The 22,584-nt window shown below is 37.6% G+C and carries 22 protein-coding genes; all 22 read right to left on the bottom strand.

Features of this window, described 5'->3' with window-relative positions; genetic code table 11:
• Positions 1–14 precede the first annotated feature (14 nt).
• On the bottom strand, positions 15–1,592 hold the full coding sequence (ftsA, locus tag ACQV2O_RS03290; protein ID WP_428874977.1) for a cell division protein FtsA: 1,578 nt from the start codon (positions 1,590–1,592) through the stop codon (positions 15–17).
• A 132-nt stretch (positions 1,593–1,724) separates the two neighbouring features.
• Positions 1,725–2,879: a cell division protein FtsQ/DivIB gene (locus ACQV2O_RS03285; RefSeq protein WP_428874976.1), complete on the bottom strand. Its 1,155-nt coding sequence runs from the start codon at positions 2,877–2,879 to the stop codon at positions 1,725–1,727.
• Positions 2,880–2,906: 27 nt separating this feature from the next.
• Positions 2,907–4,019: an undecaprenyldiphospho-muramoylpentapeptide beta-N-acetylglucosaminyltransferase gene (murG, locus tag ACQV2O_RS03280; protein ID WP_428873870.1), complete on the bottom strand. Its 1,113-nt coding sequence runs from the start codon at positions 4,017–4,019 to the stop codon at positions 2,907–2,909.
• Between the two features lie 11 nt (positions 4,020–4,030).
• Positions 4,031–5,389, bottom strand: a complete 1,359-nt coding sequence (gene murD / locus ACQV2O_RS03275; RefSeq protein WP_428874975.1) for a UDP-N-acetylmuramoyl-L-alanine--D-glutamate ligase — start codon at positions 5,387–5,389, stop codon at positions 4,031–4,033.
• A 32-nt stretch (positions 5,390–5,421) separates the two neighbouring features.
• The gene (gene mraY, locus ACQV2O_RS03270; protein WP_428873868.1) at positions 5,422–6,381 is read right to left on the bottom strand and encodes a phospho-N-acetylmuramoyl-pentapeptide-transferase; all 960 of its coding nucleotides are present in this window, start codon (positions 6,379–6,381) and stop codon (positions 5,422–5,424) included.
• Positions 6,369–7,877: a UDP-N-acetylmuramoyl-L-alanyl-D-glutamate--2,6-diaminopimelate ligase gene (locus ACQV2O_RS03265; protein ID WP_428873867.1), complete on the bottom strand. Its 1,509-nt coding sequence runs from the start codon at positions 7,875–7,877 to the stop codon at positions 6,369–6,371. Before ACQV2O_RS03265 ends, mraY begins: the two co-directional genes overlap by 13 nt.
• A 15-nt stretch (positions 7,878–7,892) precedes the next feature.
• Positions 7,893–9,590, bottom strand: coding sequence for a peptidoglycan D,D-transpeptidase FtsI family protein (locus tag ACQV2O_RS03260; RefSeq protein WP_428873866.1), 1,698 nt, complete (start codon positions 9,588–9,590; stop codon positions 7,893–7,895).
• Positions 9,583–10,026 (bottom strand): hypothetical protein, encoded by a 444-nt coding sequence (locus ACQV2O_RS03255; protein ID WP_428874974.1) that lies wholly within the window; start codon positions 10,024–10,026, stop codon positions 9,583–9,585. Before ACQV2O_RS03255 ends, ACQV2O_RS03260 begins: the two co-directional genes overlap by 8 nt.
• A 20-nt stretch (positions 10,027–10,046) precedes the next feature.
• Entirely contained in the window at positions 10,047–10,991 is a 945-nt protein-coding gene (rsmH, locus tag ACQV2O_RS03250; protein ID WP_428874973.1) for a 16S rRNA (cytosine(1402)-N(4))-methyltransferase RsmH, read from the bottom strand.
• Positions 10,992–11,008: 17 nt separating this feature from the next.
• The gene (mraZ, locus tag ACQV2O_RS03245; RefSeq protein ID WP_428873897.1) at positions 11,009–11,434 is read right to left on the bottom strand and encodes a division/cell wall cluster transcriptional repressor MraZ; all 426 of its coding nucleotides are present in this window, start codon (positions 11,432–11,434) and stop codon (positions 11,009–11,011) included.
• A 173-nt stretch (positions 11,435–11,607) separates the two neighbouring features.
• Positions 11,608–11,988, bottom strand: a complete 381-nt coding sequence (locus tag ACQV2O_RS03240) for a hypothetical protein (protein WP_428874972.1) — start codon at positions 11,986–11,988, stop codon at positions 11,608–11,610.
• 40 nt (positions 11,989–12,028) lie between these two features.
• Positions 12,029–12,232 (bottom strand): DNA-directed RNA polymerase subunit beta, encoded by a 204-nt coding sequence (locus tag ACQV2O_RS03235; protein ID WP_428874971.1) that lies wholly within the window; start codon positions 12,230–12,232, stop codon positions 12,029–12,031.
• 15 nt (positions 12,233–12,247) lie between these two features.
• Complete coding sequence (locus tag ACQV2O_RS03230) at positions 12,248–13,312, bottom strand: rod shape-determining protein (RefSeq protein WP_428873861.1); 1,065 nt, start codon at positions 13,310–13,312, stop codon at positions 12,248–12,250.
• Between the two features lie 25 nt (positions 13,313–13,337).
• Entirely contained in the window at positions 13,338–14,651 is a 1,314-nt protein-coding gene (murA, locus tag ACQV2O_RS03225) for a UDP-N-acetylglucosamine 1-carboxyvinyltransferase (RefSeq protein WP_428873860.1), read from the bottom strand.
• A 62-nt stretch (positions 14,652–14,713) separates the two neighbouring features.
• Positions 14,714–14,881, bottom strand: coding sequence for a DUF1146 family protein (locus tag ACQV2O_RS03220; protein ID WP_428873896.1), 168 nt, complete (start codon positions 14,879–14,881; stop codon positions 14,714–14,716).
• Between the two features lie 220 nt (positions 14,882–15,101).
• Positions 15,102–16,337, bottom strand: a complete 1,236-nt coding sequence (locus tag ACQV2O_RS03215) for a hydroxymethylglutaryl-CoA synthase (protein ID WP_428873859.1) — start codon at positions 16,335–16,337, stop codon at positions 15,102–15,104.
• Positions 16,338–16,378: 41 nt separating this feature from the next.
• The gene (locus ACQV2O_RS03210) at positions 16,379–17,620 is read right to left on the bottom strand and encodes a hydroxymethylglutaryl-CoA reductase, degradative (protein ID WP_428873858.1); all 1,242 of its coding nucleotides are present in this window, start codon (positions 17,618–17,620) and stop codon (positions 16,379–16,381) included.
• 60 nt (positions 17,621–17,680) lie between these two features.
• Positions 17,681–18,319 (bottom strand): uracil phosphoribosyltransferase, encoded by a 639-nt coding sequence (upp, locus tag ACQV2O_RS03205; RefSeq protein ID WP_428873857.1) that lies wholly within the window; start codon positions 18,317–18,319, stop codon positions 17,681–17,683.
• A gap of 26 nt (positions 18,320–18,345) precedes the next feature.
• Positions 18,346–19,572, bottom strand: a complete 1,227-nt coding sequence (gene glyA / locus ACQV2O_RS03200; protein ID WP_428873856.1) for a serine hydroxymethyltransferase — start codon at positions 19,570–19,572, stop codon at positions 18,346–18,348.
• Positions 19,573–19,619: 47 nt separating this feature from the next.
• On the bottom strand, positions 19,620–20,645 hold the full coding sequence (locus ACQV2O_RS03195; protein WP_428874970.1) for an L-threonylcarbamoyladenylate synthase: 1,026 nt from the start codon (positions 20,643–20,645) through the stop codon (positions 19,620–19,622).
• Positions 20,626–21,513, bottom strand: a complete 888-nt coding sequence (gene prmC / locus ACQV2O_RS03190) for a peptide chain release factor N(5)-glutamine methyltransferase (protein ID WP_428874969.1) — start codon at positions 21,511–21,513, stop codon at positions 20,626–20,628. Before prmC ends, ACQV2O_RS03195 begins: the two co-directional genes overlap by 20 nt.
• Positions 21,497–22,576: a peptide chain release factor 1 gene (prfA, locus tag ACQV2O_RS03185; RefSeq protein ID WP_428874968.1), complete on the bottom strand. Its 1,080-nt coding sequence runs from the start codon at positions 22,574–22,576 to the stop codon at positions 21,497–21,499. Before prfA ends, prmC begins: the two co-directional genes overlap by 17 nt.
• Positions 22,577–22,584 lie beyond the last annotated feature (8 nt).

Below are 22,584 nucleotides of genomic sequence, written 5' to 3'. Positions count from 1 at the left end.
TTGTGCTGTCTTAATTAGTCAAAAAACGTTTGAAAATATGCTCTTAATTTATTTACAAAACCACCCTCGTTAGTTGATGGGTTTTTAGTCGAAGCATCCATCCATTCTTCTTCAGAATATTGGTCTTCTGATGGATAATTATTATAAGATTGCGCTTGGCTATCGTTGTAGACATAATAATCTGAGTGACTGGAATTATTTGAAAAAGCTTGACCATTAGGATGGGGTTGCGATAATGAAGGACTTTTAGGTTTTTGTCGAGCTTGACTTTGATTGCTAAATCCTCCTTGAAGCCCTCCTCGTTGTCCGCCGCCATTACGAGCTTGATAATATGAGTTATCTGACTCACCATAAGGACGACCTTGGCCCCCGTCATACGAATTGGAAATTAGTGGACCAGCATCCCTAGCTGCAGCGTGCTGAACCCTTTGTGCTCGGAAAGTTGCCTGAGCGATTTGATGCACTTCATCTAATTTTGACACATATTCAACCATCCCCATACTGGTCGTATAGACAGGGTTGCGCAGTCCCATTTGTTCTGGGATATATACACGAACTTGTGGCCCAAAGTACTTTTTGGCCAATTCTAATACGCCTGGTAAGGAAGAAGCGCCCCCAGTCAAGACAAAGCCTCCCGGTAAATCCAAAGCATCAACAGCTTCAAGATCCTCATGAATAGTTTCAAAAATTTGAACTAAGCGAGCTTCAATGATTTCAGATAAATAGCGCTCGTCTACACGAACAGGTTCTTTACGGCCGACTGTTTCAACCGGGAAATACTCTTCTGGTGAAGTTTGACTAGAAATGGCATAGCCGTATTCACGTTTTATGCGTTCAGCAGAATCTAGTGAAGTATTTAAAATAACCGATATATCCTTAGTGACATAGTCTCCGCCTTCTTGATCTACAAAGGAATATTTCAATTGATTATCGTAAATAATTGAAGCTGAAGTTTGGCCGCCCCCCATATCAATAATCACTGTACCAAATTCTCGCTCATCTTGATTTAAAGCGGTGGTTGCAATTGCTTGCGGCTGAATAACAAACTCAGAAATTGAAAGACCTGCTTTTTCAACACACCGTCTAATATTATGAATAATGGTACGTGGCCCTGTCATTAACCGGGCATAAAGTTCTAAACGAACGCCAATCATTCCGCGAGGATCACGAATACCATTGAAACCATCAACAATGAACTCTTCTGGTAGAATGGCAATTACTTCTCGCTCAGGTGGAACAGAACGTACTTTTGCTGCCGAAATAACATTATCTACATCGCGCGAGGTTATTTCGCGGTTTTCACTTGCTACAGCTATCATGCCATGACAGTCATCAATAGCTAACTTGTTACTAGGCACCCCAACGACCACTTCATTAATTTTAACATTGGCTTTACGCTCTGCTTGCTCAATAGCTTTTTGAATCGAAAGAACTGTCTCATCGATATCGACAATAACTCCACGACTTAAGCCACGTGATTTTTCATTACCTACACCAATTATATTTACATGTCCGTTCATATACTCAGCAACAACAACTTTAATCGATGTTGTTCCGATATCTAAACTAACAATTATCTCTTGATTTCTCATCCAGGTGATGAACCCCCTTCATTTGCACAAAACATGAGTTTTTATCACATTATAGTACTTTTATATTAACACACCCATAAAGCCAATGAAATTAAAAGAAGTCCTTGTTATCAATTCGTAATCATACTTATCTTAATTATTATTAAGCTTGACTGAATTAGTTTCATTTGCCATAGGCGTAAAATAAGCTCCCACTTCAAGATCAATAATTCCTTTACGATTGTTGAGTTGTTCTAACATTTTAGGATAATAATTTATTTTTTCCACTACTGTTGAACTCACTGCTTTTATGAGATTACCATCCTTCATCTTGATTTCGATATATCCCTCTTTACCTGGTTTGGAAGAAGGTGTTATTTTCTCAACCCTTTCTAAAATGCTTGTGTCGAACTGATCTAAAGCAATAGCAAGTTGTTTAAGTGCTGTTTCTGAAAACTCCCCTTCAATTAGAGGAAGTTGAGCCATTTGTTCAGCAATTAATTGATTTTGAATAACAGCTTCATCTGAAGTATAACCTTTACTCATCAGCGCATAATTTTTACCATTGCTAGAGTAAATACCAACAATTTTTTGTTCTTTAACAATAATGTTTATTGCCTTCCAATCGTCGCGCTGAATACGAACATCCTCCAATAAAGGATTGTTAGTGAGTATATGGTCTTCAATTTCTTTGCGCCATTTTAAAATATCTTTTGCCTTATCCATCGAATGAATCTTAACTCCATTGAGAATTGACTCACTCTGAAGGATTTGATTGCCCGAAACACTTAGTGTATTAACATTATCATAAGGTAATATTTGCCATCCAGACCAAACCATTAAACTGTAAATAATTAAATAGAGAATAAAAATTTTTCTCTTTCCTTTAGGAAACCCTTTTAACAATACTTCTTTACTTGGTAATCCATCTAACCAATAGCTAGGAGTGGGATTATGAGGGGTTATTCTTTGACCATCTTGTCTATTTTTAAAAACAAATGACTCTTGAGAATTAGCGTCTATACGATAATTTTGTGAAGACCTTACTCGATAATAAGGCTCATTCATCGAGCTATTGTAATAATCAAGCTGTTGACTATCTCGATAATCATTTAAGGAATATATATTGGATCGATTTAAACGCTCTTGATTAAGCGAATGTTCAAAAGAAGTCGGAAGAATAGGTTTACCTTGAGAATCCAAACGATAATTCCCCATAGGGGCTGTTACTGGCTGATTATTTCTTTCTGAAATTGTCCTTTTATTCTGCCGATTCTGGTTCTTATCTGGTAACCGGTAATTAACCATCCCTATTCCTCCTCTCTTTTAAAATAGTTATACCATCTCGTTCATCATTTGAATGATTCGATCACTTGCATCCGTAATTCCCATGCTTTTAGCCGCCTGACCCATTACTTTTAAATCTTCAGGGGCCACCATTAATTGGCTAACTTCTTGATATAAAGACTGTCCACTAAGCTTTGACTCCTTTATCATAACAGCCGCCTTGTTATTTACTAAAGATAAGGCATTATGTTCTTGGTGATTATCTGTTACATAGGGACTAGGTATTAAAATACTTGGCAAGCCAAGAGCTGTTAACTCAGTTAAAGTTGTTGCTCCAGCTCGACAAACAACCAAATTAATAGCTTGAAAAACACTTGGCATATTATCGATATATGGAACGATTCGAACATTATTACTCTGATTAATTTCTTCAACCATCTCTTCATTCAGTTCTTGGAAGTGATTTTGTCCCGTTGCAATAATCACTTGATAATTAGCGCTTAACCATTTATCCAGCGACTCAATTCCTGCTTGATTAATAGCTGGTGCTCCACGAGAGCCTCCAAAAATTAAGACTGTCGGTTGATTATCTTTTAACTCAAATTGTTCAGACAAACAGTGAGGCATTGCCGGTGTCGATATCACTTCTTGCCCTCTAGGGTTTCCTGTTAAAACTACTTTATTTTGGTTTTTGCCAAATTGATGGCTCGCTTCTTCAAAACAAACAGCAATTTTATTAACAAAACGAGCTAAAAATTTATTCGTAATTCCTGCTACTGAATTTTGCTCATGAATAATAGTCGGAACTTTAAGCATACTGGCAGCTAATAAAACAGGTCCACACACATACCCACCTGTTCCAAGTACAATGTCCGGTTGGAAATCACGGATCATTTGCTTTGCCTTATGAGTAGAATGAAACATTTTAAAGATTAATTTTAAATTATCTATACTAATTGACCTTTTTAAACCTGTAATTTCGACTGCTTTAAAAGGTATTCCCGCTCGAGGAACAATTTTCGACTCCAATCCTCTTTGTGTTCCAATATAAAGCACTTCCACATCGGATCGTTCTTTCAATACTCGATACAAAGCTAATGCTGGATAAATGTGCCCTCCGGTTCCACCACCCGAAAGAACAATTCGTTTCACTTTATTCATTTCTTTCTCCTTTATTTTGATGCACTTTTAAAAGACTCGACCTGCTCGATAAACCGATCACCTCTAATTTCATAATTCTTAAATTGATCCCAAGAAGCACATGCTGGTGAAAACAAAACAATTTGTCCTTCTTTAGCATAAGCAAACGCTGCTTGACTCGCTTGGTCTAAATTTTCAAATAAATTGATTGTTTCGATTTTAGCTTGTCTAAAATCTTTTGCCATTTTTTCTCTCGATTCACCGTATAAAAAGGCTGCTTTCACTTTGTTTAAATAAGGTATTAAGTCCTGAAAATCATTTCCACGATCTAGACCCCCACCAATATAAATGATGTCTTGGTCAAAACTTTTAAGGGCTGTAATGGTTGCAGCCGTATTGGTTGCTTTGGAGTCATTATAAAATTCAATCCCCTTGATTGTACCCAGAGCTTGGATACGATGACGAATACCAGTAAAGTTTGCTAATTTTTCTTGAATAGCTGTATTATCTACCCCTTGAATTTTTGCAATAGCAATTGCGGCTAGCGCGTTTTCTAAATTATGCTGGCCAGGCAGATTAAACTGCTCGATTAAAGCGACTTCTTGACCTCGAAAATAAAAAGAATGATTTTTTATATAGGCACCCGCTTTTACTTGTTTGTGACGAGAAAACGGAACCTTTATCGCTGGAGAATGCTTCAACCATTCTTCAAGTTCAGCTTGATCGGCATTATAAATTAAATAATCTCTCTCGGTCATTTGCTGAATCAGTTTTAATTTTGCTGCAATATAGTCTTGCCTGGTTCCGTGGTAATCTAAATGTGCTGAATGAATATTGGTAAAAACCGCAATATGTGGATGAAATGAATGGATACCCATTAATTGGAAAGAAGATAGTTCCATTACGATTAAGTCCGTTTCATTTACTTCTTGAGCCACTTCAATTGACGGTACGCCCACGTTTCCTGCTAATTCAACTTTACCTTTCCATGAACCTTCTAGAAGATGGTGGGCTAAGCGAGTCGTGGTTGTTTTTCCATTAGAGCCTGTAATGCCGATAATAGGCGCTAGACTTTCACGATATGCTAGCTCAACATCCGTATAAATAGGTATCCCACGATGCTCAGCTTCTTGAATAAGCTCTAATGAATAAGGTATCCCAGGTGTCTTAACGATAAGGTCAATTCCTTCTAATATTTCGAGCGGGTGTCCCTTATCCACTACTCTAACTCCTGACTTTAATAGCAAATTAACCGACGGGTCCTGAGAAAGGTCCCCTCGGTCATTGAGCGTAATTTTTGCGTTTTCTTTTTGTAAGTAATTCACAACACTCTTGCCAGTTAGGGCATAACCCATAACTAGAATATGTTGGCCAGCGTATTTGTTTGTCATTTGTTTTCACACTTTCTCGCTTATTATGCCTATTATAAAATGAAATAGAGTAAGCTAGCAAGTAATCCTACTGTCCAAAAAACAAGCACGACTAGCTCTTCAGACCAGCCAATCATTTCAAAGTGATGGTGAATGGGTGACATCTTAAAGATCCGCTTTCCTCTGGTCTTGAAAGAAGCAACTTGTAAGATAACAGATAAAGTTTCTATTACAAAAACCATGCCGATGATTAATAGGGACCATGGGTTGTTTAAAAGTATTGAAATAATTGCTAATCCTGCCCCTAAAGCTAGCGAACCCACATCCCCCATGAAAATTTGAGCAGGTTTGCGATTAAATATTAAAAAAGATAAAAGGCTTGCTGTAACAATTAAGCAAGCCATAGCAACGGATGCTTGCTCTAGGCGAATAGCCAACATAAAGTAGGCTCCATAGGCAATGATATTTAACCCTGTGGCTAAACCGTCTAATCCATCGGTTAAGTTAACAGCATTGGAAAAACCAGTAATCCAAAAGAAGGCAAAAGCTATTACAACTATTAAATAGTTAATTTCCAAAGAGAAAATAGGCAATACAAATCTTTTACCTAAAACATAACCCGCTAGAACGACGATACCAGAAAATAAAAGCTGTAATAGAAATTTTTGTTTAGCAGTTAGCCCTTCATTTTTACCGGTGAAAATAGATATAAAATCATCGGCAAACCCAATGCCACCAAAAAATAACCAAGTTAGCACAATCATCAAGAGATTGGCATCTAGTAGATTAAATAGCCAGCCAAACATCAAAGTAATCATTATAGATACTGCAATAAACACCGTTCCTCCCATAGTGGGAGTACCTGTTTTTACTTGGTGCCATGAAGGGCCTTCTTGCCGAATAGCTTGTCCCATTTTCTTATTTAAGAATAAACGGATAAAAAGGGGCACTAAAGCCAGGGTTAAGAGGCCTGAACTAATAAAAGCCATTAATAACTGCATCATCTTTTCCATTTGTTTTCTAACTCCTCTTCTACAATCGCAACCTCATCATAAGGTATATAATCATCACCAATTACTTGATAAGCCTCTCCTCCCTTACCAGCAAAAAGAAGTGTATCATTAGCTTCGGCATGATTTACTAAATAATGAATGGCTTTTTTTCGATCTTCAATTAAATCATAAGGAACTTCTTGATGATCTCTTACCATTTCAGAAACAATCTTTTTAATGGGTTCATTTCGAGGATTATCTGCCGTAAATACAATATGATCCGCCCACTTAAATAAAATATCGCCCAAATCAGGTCGAGCAGCCGAATCTCTATTACCTCCGGAATGCCCAAACATTACTCTTAATTTTCCGTTTGAGGTTTCTTTTAATTCACTTAAGACATTTTCTAAAGCATCTGGTGTATGTGCAAAATCAATCACCACTCGATAATCTTGACCCTTATCAATAACTTGCATTCTTCCAGTGATACCTTTTAATCTAGGTGTCAAATCAACTATTTGTTCAGCTGAATAGCCATAATAAACTACCAGACACAAAAAGGCTGCTAAATAATTCATAACATTATAAGCACCAATCATCGATAAAGCAACTGGATAAGTTCTAGCTTGATAGTGAAGCTTGAATTTTTGTATTGAAGCTTCTGTCGTCAGCTCATCCACATAAACTGTGGCCTGAGGATCTTTCATACTATAAGTAATTACAACCGCCCCAGTAGCTCGACTCATTACATCTGCATAAGGATCATCTTGATTAATAATCGCTAGTCTTGGTTTTTGATGGTGAAAACTCTGTCCCAATTGTGCAAAGAGCAAACTCTTAGCATAAGCATAATTGTCCATAGTTTTATGAAAATCCAAGTGTTCTCGAGTTAGGTTAGTAAAAATTGCACAGTCCACATCGGTATACCAAAGACGGCCTAAGGACAAAGCGTGAGAAGAGGCCTCAATTATGATATCACTGCAACCCTCCTCGACCATCGACTTATAATACTTTTGTAAACTAACTGCTTCTGGCGTTGTATTAATAGCCGGAAGCAGACGCTCGCCAATTTTGTAATGCAGGGTGCCTATCACACCTGTCTTATGATTCAATAATTCTAAAAATTGAGAAATCAAATGTGTGGTGGTCGTTTTTCCGTTAGTCCCAGTAACCGCTACTAGAGGAAGCTGGCTAGATGGTTGACCGAAAAATTGATGAGATAGTATTGCTTGCGCTCGATAAGTTGAAGGGACTTTGACTAGCGTTATTTTTTTATTCAAAGCCTTTTCTATTTGTTTAGAAGAGAATTCTTCGGCTACTATCAGTGAAATGTTTTCTTTCATCAGCTGATCAATTACTGAATGGCCATCAAACCTTTCACCTTTTATAGCGATAAAGGCAGCATTTTCAGTTAGCTTTCGACTGTCATTGGTCAGATCGTATATTTCTTTATTAAGATCTAAATCACCTAAAAGTTCGTAGTTAATTAAAACTGATATTAGTTTATTTAATCGCATTTCATTTCCTTCTCTCTACTGCTTGATTAATATAGACTCTAACATTGGATGAAAAACTTCGGACAGCATCTGAGTTCCATAAATACCATAGTCATTTTGTGGCCTTTTAATAAATAAATATAACATGTATTTAGGTTCTTCAGCAGGAAAGAAACTGATGACTGAATAAAAATAGTCGTTTTGTCCCGTTAGATAGCCTGTTCCCTCTTCATTAGCAATTTGAGCCGTTCCGGTTTTTGCCGCCACTCTGACTATGTCAGATTTAAAAGGTCTTGAAGTCCCATTTTGATCCTCAACCGCTTTAGTCATCAAGTCAATAATATAGAAAGTTACTTCAGGTTCAATAACTTGCCCTAAGTTTTGTTTTTGATAGCTTTGTCCGCTTTTATCAATATGATCAATATATTGAATTTTCATCATTTGCCCTTTGTTAGCAACCGCACTATAAGCTTGTAAAAGTTGCATCGGTGTAGCTGAAAATGCTTGGCCAAAGCCAGACATTATTCGTGATGTAGGGTTAGTGAAATCGAGTGAACCCGGATTTTCATTCGCTAGTTTACTATTTGTGCTAACGCCAAAACCAAATTTTTTTAATTCTTCAGTCCAAACTTGGTCTCCCATACGATTCACTAATTCGACCATTGCCACATTTGAAGAGCGAATGAAGCCATCTTCAAATGAAATTTGTCCCCAACCGAATTGGTTATGGTCTCTTACTTCACGATCAAACACTTTTACCATACCCGATAAGAACGTTTCTCCCGGTTGATAAACACCCATTTCTTTTGCTTTAGCCATGGTCAAAATCTTAACAGTTGATCCTGGTTCGTTAGCTGTTTCAACTAACAAATTCTGCCAAAGAGAGTCGATTCCTTCTCTGGTATTTAAATTAAATGAAGGTCTTTGAGCTGAGGTTAATAATTTACCAGTTTCTAATTCAACCAAGTAAGCCCCCATTGACTCAGGTTGATATTTCTTAAAAATCTTATCTAGAATAGTCTCGGTCTGATTTTGGATACGACTATCTAAAGTTAAATAGATATCATTAGCCAATTGAAGGTCAGTTGAATTTTTGCTTGATTTCCCACTCGATAATATATCATCAAATGCCGCTTCAATACCCATGGCTCCAACTAAACTTGATTGAGAACCTTCTTGGTTACTTTCATTAACTTCTGCATAACCTATTAAGTGAGAGGCAAAGTAGTCATTGAAATAATAACGGCTCACCTGACTAGTGAAAAAGATTCCCGGTAAGTTTTCAGCTTCAATTGCTAATTTTGTCTGTGCTGATATGTTTTTAGAAGCTGAGCCAAACTCAACTTGATTGACATTATCACTATTTAATTGCGTCCATATTTTTTCTTTCGGCATATCGATATATTTAGCAAGAATGGTCGCCGTATAATCAATGTCTTTAACCGTTTCACCTTCTGCCCAATCAGCATCTAGAACAGCGTACATAGAATAAGAAGTAGTATCCATTGCAATAGGCTGACCAAACTGATCATAAATTGTGCCTCTTTTTGCTTTAGCAATACTACTTCTATTGTCTACTTGCATTTCTAGTTTAGTTAAATTAACACCATTTACTTGTTTGAATAAAGCTATTTGTGCCATTCGACCAATCATTACTAAACCGATTAAAATTACAATGATAGCTAAAAAAAACAAATTCATCCCTTGATTATTATTCGCATTATTATTAGTCATTTTGATCGATATCCTTTACGCGATCCATTTCTGCTTTCATACCGTTGGCTTCTGCTACAAGCTCAATATTTTTATACTTTAAGTTTTCAGCCTTTTCGACCATTAACATTTCTGTTTCTTTGACAAGCTCAGCCTCTTCCAACTGGATCTCTTGAATCCTTTGGTTAACCTGGTTGACTTGCCAATGAATATAAAGACTCGCAAAGCAACAGCTAACCATTATAAAAATACCTAGCAATGCTAAGTTTCGATTCGTTATAATCGTTTGCCTTTTTGATCTCCTATCTTCATTATCAAACCAATCAGATTGATGGGAAAGTTCCCACTCTTCAATCTTTCGGACTGCTGAGCCATCAAACGTATCAGTAGATTGACCGACTAGCGATTGGGCTTGGTCTTTATTATAATAATTTCTTCTTTGATAACTTTCAGTCACAATCGCTATCCTCCTCAATACTACATACTAATTCTTTCAATAATTCTTAATTTTGCTGATCTTGAACGATTGTTATTCTTTAACTCTTCTTTTGAAGGTAGTATCGGTTTTCGATTAACTATTCGATAATCTGCTTGTTGATTACTTAAAACAGGTAAATTTCTAGGTGTTTCTGGTAAGGTGGATACTTGCTTAAACATTTGTTTAACCAATCGATCTTCTAAGGAATGGAAGGTAATAACTGCCATCCTGCCACCTACTTTTAACAGTTTTAACCCCTGTTCAATTGAACTTTCGACTGCGCCAAGCTCATCGTTAACAGCTATTCGAATGGCTTGAAAAGCTCGCTTAGCTGGATGTCCACCGGTCCGACGTGTCGCGGCAGGAATCGCTTCTTTAATAATCTCTGCTAATTGAGTAGTTGTTTCAATTGCTTGTTTTTTACGACTTTGTTCAATATTTCTTGCAATTCTTTTAGCAAACTTTTCTTCACCATACCGGAAGATAATACGCACCAAATCATTATAATCCCAAGTATTTACTACTTCATAAGCATCGAGCTCTTGCCTTTGGTCCATTCGCATATCTAGCCTTGCTTCTTGATGATAGGAGAACCCTCTTTCCGCAATATCTAATTGTGGTGAAGATACTCCCAAATCATAGTAAATCCCATCAATTAGGTGAATTGATTGCTCCGATAAGGCGACTTCTAAATCACGAAAATTTCTTTCAAAAAAAGTTATTTTTCCTTGGGATAATTGCTCTTTTAAAGTTACTTTAGCATTATTAATTGCCATAAGATCTTGGTCAAATGCCAATAATTTTCCACGGTCTGAAAGAAGGCTTAATAAGTATTGAGCATGCCCAGCGCCACCCAATGTACAATCAACATAAATTCCATTGGAATTCACTTCTAAACCATCAATTGTTTCCTTTAGTAAAACTGTTTCGTGCTCAAAGGACATATTGTCACCTCGTTATTTTAAAATCCAAAATCAATCATTTCTTCTGCAATATTTTCAAAATTTTCCTCAGCATCCTCTGCAAAATCTTCCCAAAGCTCACTGCTCCAAATCTCGATACGGTCTGATACGCCAATCACACGACATTCCTTATCAATCTTAGCGAACTCTATAAGATTTTTTGGTAAATTTATCCGTCCTTGCTTATCGATTTCTACTTCGGTGGCAGCCGAATAGAAAAAACGAGTAAACTTACGTGCGTCTTTTTTAGCTAGAGGTAATTGTTTTAATTTTTCTTCAATTGTTTCCCATGCATTCATGGGGTAGCCAAATAAACAGCCATCCAGACCTCTAGTTACTATAAAAGTCGAACCTAGTTCTGGACGAAACTTAGCAGGCATGATCAAGCGGCCTTTGGAATCGATATTATGTTGATATTCTCCCATTAACACGACTTGTTCACACTCCTCTCCTAAGTTAGATTAATTTTACCACATACTCCCACTTTTCACCACCTTATAGACAAAATTGAATAAAAAAACAGGTTTTGCTAGAAAGCAAAACCTGTTAAAGCTTGATATTATGATCATTTAAAGCTATTAAAAAAGTGGTGGGGTAATTAGAAAAAAATCGTCCACCATCTTAAAATAATCATTCCCACTAAATAAAAAACCAAGAAATAAAAAAGTAATTCACTTGCAGGCAAATAAAATTGCTTAAAATAGAAATGGTCGATTTCTTGTATATACTTATGTAATTGAACACCGATTGCAAAAGAAGAAAATAAAATAATAAATGGTAGCACATTAAAACCAAAAATTAGCCAGCCAAAACCGTAAATTAAAACCAATAAAGTGGGTAATAAACAAATGGCTAATGTTATAGGCCAATTTTTAAAATAGGTTAAATAAGGTCTCCCATATTTTTTAATTAAAAAAATCATAGTTAGAGGAATGATATAAAGCAATAGCTCAAATACAGAAAAATCACTTGTCTGCAAAGTATCCCTTCTTTCCTCTAATGAATATTTCCTTTTAATATTATTCAATAAATGTCAATAAATGCAACCAAGTATCTTGATTAAATACTTCCCAATAATTTCCGTCTCCTAAAACAGCGTAACCGATAACTAAACCCATTCCAAAGACAATAATTAAAAGGATGATAAAGAAAAAAACTTTGAAGATCCCTTTCATAACTTGTTTAAATAGTGGATATTCTAAATATTTTAACTTCTCTGCCATTTATTCACCCCTAGTTTATTTCCAAATGGATTGCCACAATCTCATAAAGAAATTTGGCTTACTTGGTTTTTTATTATTTTTGTTTGGATCAATTAAACCGGATTCGACCCAATCCATCATTATACCAGTTCCTAATGCTACAGCATTCATGGGTTGATCAGAAGGAATAGCTGAGACTTTTATCTGCTCAGTGATTAACAAATCTAGATCTTGGATCATCGCGCCCCCGCCTGTAATAACCAGTCCTTGATCATGGATATCTGCGATTATTTCTGGAGAAGCTTGTTCAATCACTCTGCGTATTGTTCTCACTATTTGATCTAATAAATCTTTTAATGCCCGATGTAAATCGTTAGAGTCAACATTAATTGCTTTTGGTAATCCTGTAACAAGATCGCGCCCCTTTAACTCTTGGTTATGAACATCTCTTCCATCCACCTTTTTAGCACAGGCAAGTTGCATTTTTATCCTCTCAGCTGATTGGATCCCAATGAGTAGTTGGTAATGGTCCTTAAAATACTGGATAATTGCTTCATCAAAGTCATCACCAGCTATCTTAATCGATTCTGCGTGAAGAATTTCACCTGAAGCAATAATTGCTATATCCGTCGTTCCTCCACCAATATCTACAATCATACTTCCTTTGGCTGATAAAACATCTAGGCCCGAACCGATAGCCGCTACCATCGGTTCAACTTCTACTCGAACCCTACCCGAAGTAACTTTTTGAACTGCCTCGAATAGTGAAAGTTGTTCGATTTCACTTACATTGGTTGGCGTTGAAATTAAAACATTTGCCTTTCTCAAGCCACGTCGAATGTGTGCGCGCTTGAAAAAGTGAAGAAGCATGGCTTCGGTTAAGTCATAGTCTGATACCACTCCACCTTTTAAAGGTTGTATAACTTCAAGAGACTTTGGCACTCTACCCCGCATTTCATAAGCTTCTCGTCCCACTGCCATTACTTCTTGAGTCGATTGATCTACAGCAATCACTGCGGGCTCATTTAAAATGATTCCTCGGCCTTTAAGATGGATTAATACATTGGTTGTTCCTAAATCAATACCTATATCTCTAGCCATTATACTCATCCTTTCTGGATGATAATTAAGCAAACACAGCTTTTACAGCTGGTTTATTTTGAATGGATGGAATTGGCTGGATATTAACACGTTCGATGTTTGCTCCTAAGCGAGCTAGCTTTTCATGGAAGAGGTAATAACCACGATCAAGATATTTCAACTCAGAAACCCTTGTCAATCCTTTAGCAGTAAGTCCTGCAATAATAAGAGCAGCTGCCGCACGAAGGTCTGTCGCTTTAACCTGGGCACCTGATAATTCTGCAGGTCCGTACATTACAACTGTTTGGCGTTCAATTTTGAAATCAGCGCTCATTCGACGCAATTCTTCAAAGTGCATGAATCGATTTTCAAAAACGGTTTCAGAAAGTGCTGAGTCTCCCTTAGCTAATAATTGAGCAATCGACATTTGTGCCTGCATATCCGTTGGAAAGCCTGGATAAGGCATGGTTTTAATGTCTGTGGGTTTCAAAACCTTGGGACCAATTACCCTTAGCGAAGAATCAAACACTTCAAAAACAACGCCCATTTCTTGCAACTTACTAATTAGCGGTTTGTTGTGATGAGCAATCGCTCCTTCAATCATGACATCTCCATTAGTCACAGCAGCCGCTACCATAAAAGTACCGGCTTCGATACGATCTGGCATAACTTCATAGTCCGTAGCCAAAAGTTCTGAAACACCTTCGATACGTATTGTCTCCGTTCCAGCACCTGAAACTTTAGCACCCATTTTATTTAAAAAGTTAGCTAAGTCAACAATCTCTGGTTCTCTAGCAACATTTTCAATCACTGTTTCGCCTTTAGCTAAAACAGCAGCCATCATAATATTTTCAGTGGCTCCCACCGAAGGGAAATCCAGGTAAATATTGGCTCCGATTAACTGGTCTGCTTTTGCTTCAACATATCCTGCTGCATTTTCAATAGTAGCTCCTAATGCTTCAAATCCTTTTAGGTGCAAATCAATGGGACGTGTACCGATTGCACAACCGCCTGGCATGGCCACACGCGCATGACCAAAACGTGCTAACATTGGTCCCATTACAACGATCGAAGCGCGCATTTTACTAACAAAGTCATAGTCCGCCATAGTTTTAACCCGACCTGTCGCATCGAGCGTCATCTGATTATTCGCTTGATTGAATTTAGTCTCTAGGTCAATATTCTTTAGCAATTCGTTCATTGTTAAAACGTCTGATAAAACAGGCACATTACTTAGTCGTGTAATTCCTTTCGACGCCAAAATAGAAGCTGCCAGAATTGGTAAAACTGCATTCTTAGCACCTTCAACCTTGACTGTACCCTCCAAACGGTTGCCACCTTGTACAATAATTTCTTCCATTTTAAATGAATCCCCTTTTGAAGACTATCGCTTTGGAGTAGGCGAGAGACTTATACACATGATTAGAGAAACGCTGACATCAATAGTAGACGTAAGGTTTCAATGATTGTTATAAAAAACGAACTTGTCAAATAGCCCAAGCCAATACTACATAAAATACATAGGTATCGGTCCATTGCTTGGTGTTGAGGCTGTAAAACACTCCTCCAATTAACTTTTGACAGAGCCATATAGGCTAGGATGACAAAGAAAATGCGAAAAAACAGTACTGCCATACCATTTATAATTGCATACATTTAAATCACCCTTTCATGTTCGTAATCATCATAGCATAAATAAGAAGTAAGTAAAATGACTATAAAGCAAAAATACTATCAAAAAGAAATAGGGCTTAACTTTTCACAATAAAAAAGCTATCCTGCTAATCTTTGACAGTATGAAATCTATTTATTACTTTTTAAAGTCATTTTGATGACTAGCATTTTGTAGATAATAACGTCGATGGTTATCAATCTTAGCCAAATAAAACTCTCCTTCATGAACACTTGGATCAAATTCAATTATTTCGTCACTAGGCTCAATGGCTTCTAAGTATAGCTTTTCATATTCCTCAATGCTTAACTTTCGACGTTTCTGGAACATTGCTTCAATTTCATTCAAGAGTATAGCCTCTCTAAAACCTGGCTGTAATGCTCCAAAAAAACATTCAGCAACCGCACCTGAACCATAAGAAAATAGGGAAATCTTATCGCCTTTTTTAAGACTTTGATCATGAACTAAAAGTGAAATTAAGCCTAGATAAAGCGAGCCAGTATAAATGTTGCCAATATGTCTTGAATATTGAACAGCGTGATCGTAATGTTTATCAAAACGGTCTAAAGCCTTCAACTTCTGATCTACATCTTTGAGTGTATTTGTTGAATCATTTAAATACTGACGATAGTTTTTAATCGCCTTACGACCCATTTTGGTAAATGGTAAATGGAACAATTGTACTTGATAAGCATCCCAAAAATCCGGTTTACGCTTACCTACTTCTTCCATAATATTCAAAAAGGTCTGATTATATAGATTGGTAGAAAACTTACCGTCTACACGTGGATATATGTCGTATTGTGGTCGCCAAAAATCAAATTGATTGTCAGTATAAGCAATGCTTTCTTCTTCAATAGCTAAAATCGCTGGATCAGCAGTTATTAACATAGCCACTGCTCCTGCTCCTTGAGTCGCTTCTCCAGAAGACGCTAGACCATATCGAGCAATATCGGTTGTAACGACTAACACCTTTCTTTCGGGTCTTAAGCGCACATAGTCAACAGCCGCTTGTAAAGCTGCCGTTCCTGCATAACATGCCTCTTTGATTTCATAGGAGCGTGCAAAACGGTTAATCTTTAATGCTTGGTGCAAATATATTGAAGCTGCTTTAGAATAATCAAAAGACGATTCAGTAGCTACAATCACTTGGTCAATTAAGTCCCGATCTTCTTTTGAAATAATTGGTAACGCTGCATTAATGGCCAATGTAACAATATCTTGTTTGTAATCCGTGACAGCCATTTGACTTTGGCCGATTCCAATTGTAAATTTTGCTGGATCAATATCTCTTGCTTGAGCTAATTCCTCCATGTCTACATATTGGGGTGGTATATAAAAATGAATACGGTCGATTCCAACTTTTGTTTTCATTAATTCCCTCCTCAGTTTTTTCAATCATAATAGACATTATCTTACGAATTTCTCATTTTGTCTAGTAAATCCCTTGCAATCTGAGAGTTAAAGCTTTCTCTTACTTTTAACAATTTAACTAATAGGTCGATTTCATCGGCTTTGGCTCCCACTTGTATCGCTAAGCTACGAGCCTGCAATCCCATATGACCCTTTTGTATACCTTCGGATACGATGGCTTTTAAGGCTGCAAAGTTTTGGGCTAAACCGACAGAAGCAACAACTTGAGCTAACTCTAAAGCATTAGGATTTCCCATTAAATTTAAAGACCACTTTGCCATTGGATGAATGGATAAGGTCCCCCCCACCGTAGCGACTGGAAGAGGAATGTCCATATGTCCGCTCAATTCAGCCTTCTTAGAATCATAAAACCACTGACTTAAACCTCGATATTTTCCTTCTTTACATGCAAAGGCATGAACACTCGCTTCTACCGCACGCCAATCATTTCCTGTAGCAATCAAAACCGCATCCACTCCATTCATAATCCCTTTATTATGAGTTGTGGCACGGTAAGGATCCAATTGGGCATAGTCACTAGCCATAGCAATTTTTTGGGCAATAGGATGGGCTCTATCTAAATTTATATCTATACGCTCAATAGAAAGAGTCGCTTCCACCTTAACAAAATTTTGTGGATTGTAATTTGAAAGAATTGCCATTAAAACCTTGCCACCAATATCTTTTTTTATCTCAAAGGCTAATGCTTCCAAAACAGTATTTAAAGAGTTGGCTCCCATAGCTTCACAAGGGTCAAATAGTAGATAATAGGAATGGTAGAGCGTCTGATTGCTGCGATAAGCCGAATACTCAATATCTAAAGGTCCCCCTCCTCTTTCTACCATCCGATAAGCTACTTTTTTAGCAAAGCTCAACCACCCCTCTTTATGCTTGTTAAGAGCTTGTTTCGCTTCAGCTTCTGTCCAATCAGTTAAAACAATTTGTCCTTTAATTGTTTTACGGTCTAAATGCGCTTTAATATTACCCAGATGTTTGGCGCCATTGGATGCCGCAGCTATTACCGATGGTTCTTCTGTTACCATCGGAACTATGTAGTCCTTTTCGTTCACTTGAATAGTCGGTAATATCCCCATTGGAAGGCCATAAGTGTAGAGATAGTTTTCAATCATCTGATTGGCTCTTTTTTCATCTAATATAGGAAAATCCATCTTATTTTCTAAATAAGGGGAAATATTTAAACGTCTTTCCTGTAATGATTGACGGTAAAATTTCTTAAGTGTCATTAAATGCTCCTCATAAAAAAACACAGGTAGAAAAATCTACCTGTGCAAGTAATTTAAAAATTATTTAGTCCCGAAGATACGGTCACCAGCATCACCAAGTCCTGGTAGAATATAGGAATTCTCATTTAAGCGCTCATCCAAGGCAGCTGTGAAGATATCAACAGTTGGAAAAGCTTCTTGCAAAGCCTTCACTCCTTCAGGAGCAGCCACTAAACATACGAATGTAATGTGCTGCTTATCAACGCCATATTTCTCAGTTAATTGTTTAAGAGCCGAAATGGCAGATCCTCCTGTAGCTAACATTGGATCGACTACAAATACTTGGCGATCTTTAATATCAAGAGGAAGCTTAGCAAAATATTCAACAATCTCTAATGTATCATGCTCACGATACAAACCAATGTGACCCACGCGAGCAGCGGGGACCAAAGATAAAATTCCGTCTACCATACCTAATCCTGCACGAAGAATTGGAACAATAGCCATTTTCTTACCAGCAATTTGTTTTTGCTTAGTAACAGCTAGTGGTGTTTCAATTTCAACTTCTTCAAGCGGTAGGTCGCGTGTGATTTCATAAGCCATCAACATAGCAATCTCATTGGTTACTTCACGAAACACTTTAGTTGAAGCGTTCTTATCGCGAATAATGGTTAGTTTATGTTGAATTAAGGGATGATCAACTACCGTAAATTTTGCCATTCTTTTTCCTCCTAATCTAAAGTATCTTAGTGATAAGCGTTAAGAGGCTTGTCAGCTACAATTGCTTCTGCTTGCTTACGTAGTTCAGCAAGTTCAGACTCTTCGGCTTTAAGAGCCTTAACAATAATTTCAGCAATTTCACGTGCTTGATCTTCTTTAATACCTCTTGAAGTAATTGCTGGTGTTCCCACACGGATACCTGATGTTTCAACAAATGAACGTTGGTCATTTGGAATAGAGTTCTTATTAACAGTGATTGCAACTTCTTCTAAGCGGTTTTGTGCCCACTTACCAGAAACATCAAAGCTTGTTAAGTCTAATAACATTAAGTGGTTATCTGTACCACCTGAGATAACGCGTAAGCCACTCTCGTTAAATACTTCTGCCATAGCAGCGGCATTCTTAATAACTTGTTGTGCATACTCTTTAAATTCAGGTTGTAAAGCTTCACCAAAAGCAACTGCTTTAGCTGCAATAACGTGCTCTAAAGGTCCTCCTTGGATTCCTGGGAAGATAGCAGAGTTTAATTTCTTACCATATTCTTCTTTAGCAGTTAAGATCATGCCACCACGAGGACCTCTTAAAGTCTTGTGAGTAGTAGTTGTAACTACATCCGCGTAAGGAAGTGGATTTGGATGTAAACCAGCCGCTACTAAACCAGCGATATGCGCCATATCAACCATTAAAATAGCGCCAACTTCTTTAGCAATCTTTGCAAATCTTTCAAAGTCGATTGTACGTGAGTAGGCAGAAGCACCCGCAATAATCATTTTTGGCTTCTCTTCACGCGCAATTTTTTCTAAAGTGTCATAGTCTAGCTGTTCATTTTCATCAAGACCATAAGCTAACATATGATATGATTGACCAGAGAAGTTAACTGGTGAACCGTGAGTCAAGTGCCCACCTTGAGATAAGTCCATACCTAATACTTTATCTCCTGGTTCTAAGAAGGCACGGTAAACAGCTAAGTTAGCTGAAGAACCTGAGTGAGGTTGAACGTTAACATAAGTTGCGCCAAATAATTCTTTGGCACGATCAATTGCTAATTGTTCTAGGATGTCTACGTATTCACACCCACCATAATAACGACGTCCTGGATATCCTTCAGCATATTTATTGGTTAGGATTGACCCTTGAACCTTCATAACATCTTCAGATACAAAGTTTTCTGAAGCAATTAATTCGATACCATGCGTTTGACGTTGGCGTTCTTTTTCAATTACCTCAAAAACTTCTGCATTAATATTTGACATATATACACCCTCCAAAAAAATAGTTACAACATTTAGTTGTAGTTTAATTATAACATAAATGACGACGCTTTCGTAACCCTATTCATGAAAGCAAGTGTTTTCTCATCATTTTCTAATCCTTGAACATAAATTTTCTCTGCCGGACCTTTTTCTAGAGCCCTAAGTCCAGAAAATAAATGTTGTGAAGCGTTCTGCCAGTCATTCGGTTGACCCAATGAATAACTATCGACAACCTGGGGCCGTTCTTTCAAACCATCAATAATAGCATTATCAGCCAAAATGCCTATCTTCATCGATTCTTTATTGACTAATTCAACCCATTCTTCTATTTTTCTCGGAAATGCTATCAGGTAAACCGGTTGTTTGGGACTATAATGACGATATTTGACTCCTGGGGAAGCTACATTTAAATTAGCCAATTGCATTTTTTCAGAAACAATCTGAACAGGACAGGCTGTTTTAGCTTGAATCTGACTAGGCGTGATATGGCCTGGTCGTAAAACATCCACTCTATCCTCATGGGGATAGACAACTGTCGACTCAATACCCACCTCCGTTAAAGCTTGGCCATTATTTAGAATTCCAGCAATTACACCTCTAAAATCATGTAGTACATGCGCCAAGCTCGTCGGACTTGGTTTGCCAGATAGATTTGCTGACGGACCTACTAGTGGGGTTCCCACTAAGCCAATTAATTCTAAGGTGAGAGACTGATTAGGCATCCGAATAGCTACACTTTGCTTACCGCCAGTCACGTTATCAGCTACTTTGCCTTTTTTAAGTGGAAAAATAATCGTTAAAGGTCCCGGCCAGAAACTATCCATCAATGATTGAGCGATGGGGGAGATTTCATTCACTAGTTCTTCAACTTGATCTTGATTGGCAACATGCACGATTAAGGGGTTGTCATTAGGACGGCCCTTTGCTTTAAAGACTTTTGCCACAGCTACTGGATTTGTGGCAATAGCCCCTAATCCATAAACCGTTTCGGTTGGAAAAGCGATTAATTCCCCCTTTTTTAGTAGTTCTGCTGCTTGAGGCAAGCTTTGCTTATCAAAAATTAGAGTCTTCATTTAAATCCTCCTCTCGCATCAAAGATACATATCGATCTTTACCCGCAAAATCACGTCCAATTTGAATAAAAGCCGCTGGAAAAGCGTCTTGCAATATCGTCTTAACAGCCAGACCTTGGGCAAAACCTATTTCCAAAAAAACACCGGCTCTTGGTTTTAAGTGTGAAGGTAATTGCTTAGCTAAAGCTTTATAAATGGCTAAACCTTCATCTTCCGCAAACAAGGCGGATTGTGGTTCATATTTTTTTACAGAAGCATCCATTAAATCCAACTCACTTTGAGCAATATATGGCGGATTAGAAACGAATACATCAAATTGAAAATCTGGCTTAAAGGCTTGCATCAAGTCTGAATGGACAAATTGAATATTCACTTGATGGTCATTAGCATTTTTCTTAGCTAGTTGAAGGGTTGCTTGTGAGAAATCACTAGCATATACCTCCCAAGTTGGTAAAGCTTTCTTTAATTCAATAGCAATTATGCCTGAACCGGTTCCTAAATCGATTACTTTGCCTGGAGGCAGCTGACGCATATAAGCCAGCGCTTTTTCAACTAAACCAGCCGTTTCTTCTCGTGGGATCAAGCAAACCGGACTTACCTGATATTTGTGGTCCATAAAATAAGTGTAGCCGCTAATATACTGTATCGGTTCATCATTTACTATCCGGTGGAGAGCAGAATCAAATTGGCTGGCTAGACCTTGTGAAATCGGTTGATTTAAAAACTTGACGGTCTGACTTAAATCCCAATCAAACAACTGCATCCAATAATAGCGCGCCAAATTTGCATCGTGGCCGTGTTGATTCAAAAAAAATGAAGCCTTTTGGAGGGCTTCATTTAAAGTTAGTTCTTTATGCTCCTTGACCATTGAGCTCCTCCAACTTTTGCGTTTGGTCATATACAACAAGGGCATCAATGATTTCATCGATATTGCCTTGCATAATAGAATCGAGTTGCTGAATGGTTAAGCCAATCCGATGGTCGGTCACACGGTTTTGTGGATAATTATATGTGCGAATTCGTTCAGATCGGTCTCCAGTACCTACTGCCAACTTTCTTTCAGAATCAAAAGCTTCTTGCTTTTCAGACTGCAGAATATCGTAAACACGTGTTCTTAATACTTTCATGGCTTTTTCTCTATTTTTTAATTGTGATCGCTCATCTTGCATAGCTACCACAACTCCTGTTGGGATATGGGTCATTCGAACAGCTGAAGCTGTCTTGTTAACGTGCTGTCCACCAGCACCAGAAGCATGATAAATATCCACACGGATATCATTTTCATCTAAATCAAAATCGATTTCCTCTTGTTCAGGCATTACCACTACTGTAGCAGTGGATGTATGAACCCGACCTTGCGATTCGGTTTCTGGTACACGTTGCACTCTATGTGCACCGTTTTCGAATTTTAGTTTGGAGTAGACTTTTTCGCCTGTAATCATTAAGGTTACTTCTTTGTATCCTCCAATGCCTGTAATATTGGCTGACATTAGTTCGACTTTCCAGCCCTGGGCTTCAGCAAACTTGGAGTACATAGTTAAAAGATCCCCTGCAAATAGTTGTGCTTCATCCCCACCGGCTGCTCCTCGAATTTCCATGATAATGTTTTTGCCATCATTAGGATCTTCTGGCAACATCATCAATTTAATTTCTTCTTCTAATTGATCTTTTTCTTCCTTCAAATCAGAAAGTTCTAACTTGGCTAATTCTGCCATATCAGGGTCTAAATCGCTCGCTAACATTTCTTCTGTATCTGATAGTTCTTCATTGACTTGTTTATAACGACGAATTTTAGCTACCTTGGGTCTTAAATCGGATTCCTCAATCGATAACTTTCTTAATCGATCCGAATCAGATATAATTTCTGGATCACTCATCATTTCGATTACTTCCTCAAAACGGAAGATTAATTGATCTAATTGTTCAAACATGACATTCT

This window comes from Facklamia sp. P13055 (genome assembly GCF_050409445.1).
In the GTDB taxonomy this organism is placed as follows: Bacteria; Bacillota; Bacilli; order Lactobacillales; family Aerococcaceae; genus Facklamia.
Note: the sequence above shows the minus strand (reverse complement) of the source record. Positions and strands in the feature narration are given on the sequence as shown.

Excerpts from the sequence above, each read along its gene's own strand:
- upp (WP_428873857.1), bottom strand. The coding sequence starts at position 18,319 with ATGGCAAAATTTACGGTAGTTGATCATCCCTTAATTCAACATAAACTA.
- ACQV2O_RS03260 (WP_428873866.1), bottom strand. The coding sequence starts at position 9,590 with ATGACTAATAATAATGCGAATAATAATCAAGGGATGAATTTGTTTTTT.
- mraY (WP_428873868.1), bottom strand. The coding sequence starts at position 6,381 with ATGGAAAAGATGATGCAGTTATTAATGGCTTTTATTAGTTCAGGCCTC.
- ACQV2O_RS03235 (WP_428874971.1), bottom strand. The coding sequence starts at position 12,232 with ATGGCAGAGAAGTTAAAATATTTAGAATATCCACTATTTAAACAAGTT.
- murA (WP_428873860.1), bottom strand. The coding sequence starts at position 14,651 with ATGGAAGAAATTATTGTACAAGGTGGCAACCGTTTGGAGGGTACAGTC.
- ACQV2O_RS03230 (WP_428873861.1), bottom strand. The coding sequence starts at position 13,312 with ATGGCTAGAGATATAGGTATTGATTTAGGAACAACCAATGTATTAATC.
- prfA (WP_428874968.1), bottom strand. The coding sequence starts at position 22,576 with ATGTTTGAACAATTAGATCAATTAATCTTCCGTTTTGAGGAAGTAATC.
- ACQV2O_RS03265 (WP_428873867.1), bottom strand. The coding sequence starts at position 7,877 with ATGCGATTAAATAAACTAATATCAGTTTTAATTAACTACGAACTTTTA.
- ACQV2O_RS03195 (WP_428874970.1), bottom strand. The coding sequence starts at position 20,645 with ATGAAGACTCTAATTTTTGATAAGCAAAGCTTGCCTCAAGCAGCAGAA.
- mraZ (WP_428873897.1), bottom strand. The coding sequence starts at position 11,434 with ATGGGAGAATATCAACATAATATCGATTCCAAAGGCCGCTTGATCATG.
- ACQV2O_RS03220 (WP_428873896.1), bottom strand. The coding sequence starts at position 14,881 with ATGGCTCTGTCAAAAGTTAATTGGAGGAGTGTTTTACAGCCTCAACAC.
- ACQV2O_RS03215 (WP_428873859.1), bottom strand. The coding sequence starts at position 16,337 with ATGAAAACAAAAGTTGGAATCGACCGTATTCATTTTTATATACCACCC.
- ACQV2O_RS03285 (WP_428874976.1), bottom strand. The coding sequence starts at position 2,879 with ATGGTTAATTACCGGTTACCAGATAAGAACCAGAATCGGCAGAATAAA.
- murG (WP_428873870.1), bottom strand. The coding sequence starts at position 4,019 with ATGAATAAAGTGAAACGAATTGTTCTTTCGGGTGGTGGAACCGGAGGG.
- glyA (WP_428873856.1), bottom strand. The coding sequence starts at position 19,572 with ATGTCAAATATTAATGCAGAAGTTTTTGAGGTAATTGAAAAAGAACGC.
- prmC (WP_428874969.1), bottom strand. The coding sequence starts at position 21,513 with ATGGTCAAGGAGCATAAAGAACTAACTTTAAATGAAGCCCTCCAAAAG.
- murD (WP_428874975.1), bottom strand. The coding sequence starts at position 5,389 with ATGACAAACAAATACGCTGGCCAACATATTCTAGTTATGGGTTATGCC.
- ACQV2O_RS03210 (WP_428873858.1), bottom strand. The coding sequence starts at position 17,620 with ATGACACTTAAGAAATTTTACCGTCAATCATTACAGGAAAGACGTTTA.
- ftsA (WP_428874977.1), bottom strand. The coding sequence starts at position 1,592 with ATGAGAAATCAAGAGATAATTGTTAGTTTAGATATCGGAACAACATCG.
- rsmH (WP_428874973.1), bottom strand. The coding sequence starts at position 10,991 with ATGTCCTTTGAGCACGAAACAGTTTTACTAAAGGAAACAATTGATGGT.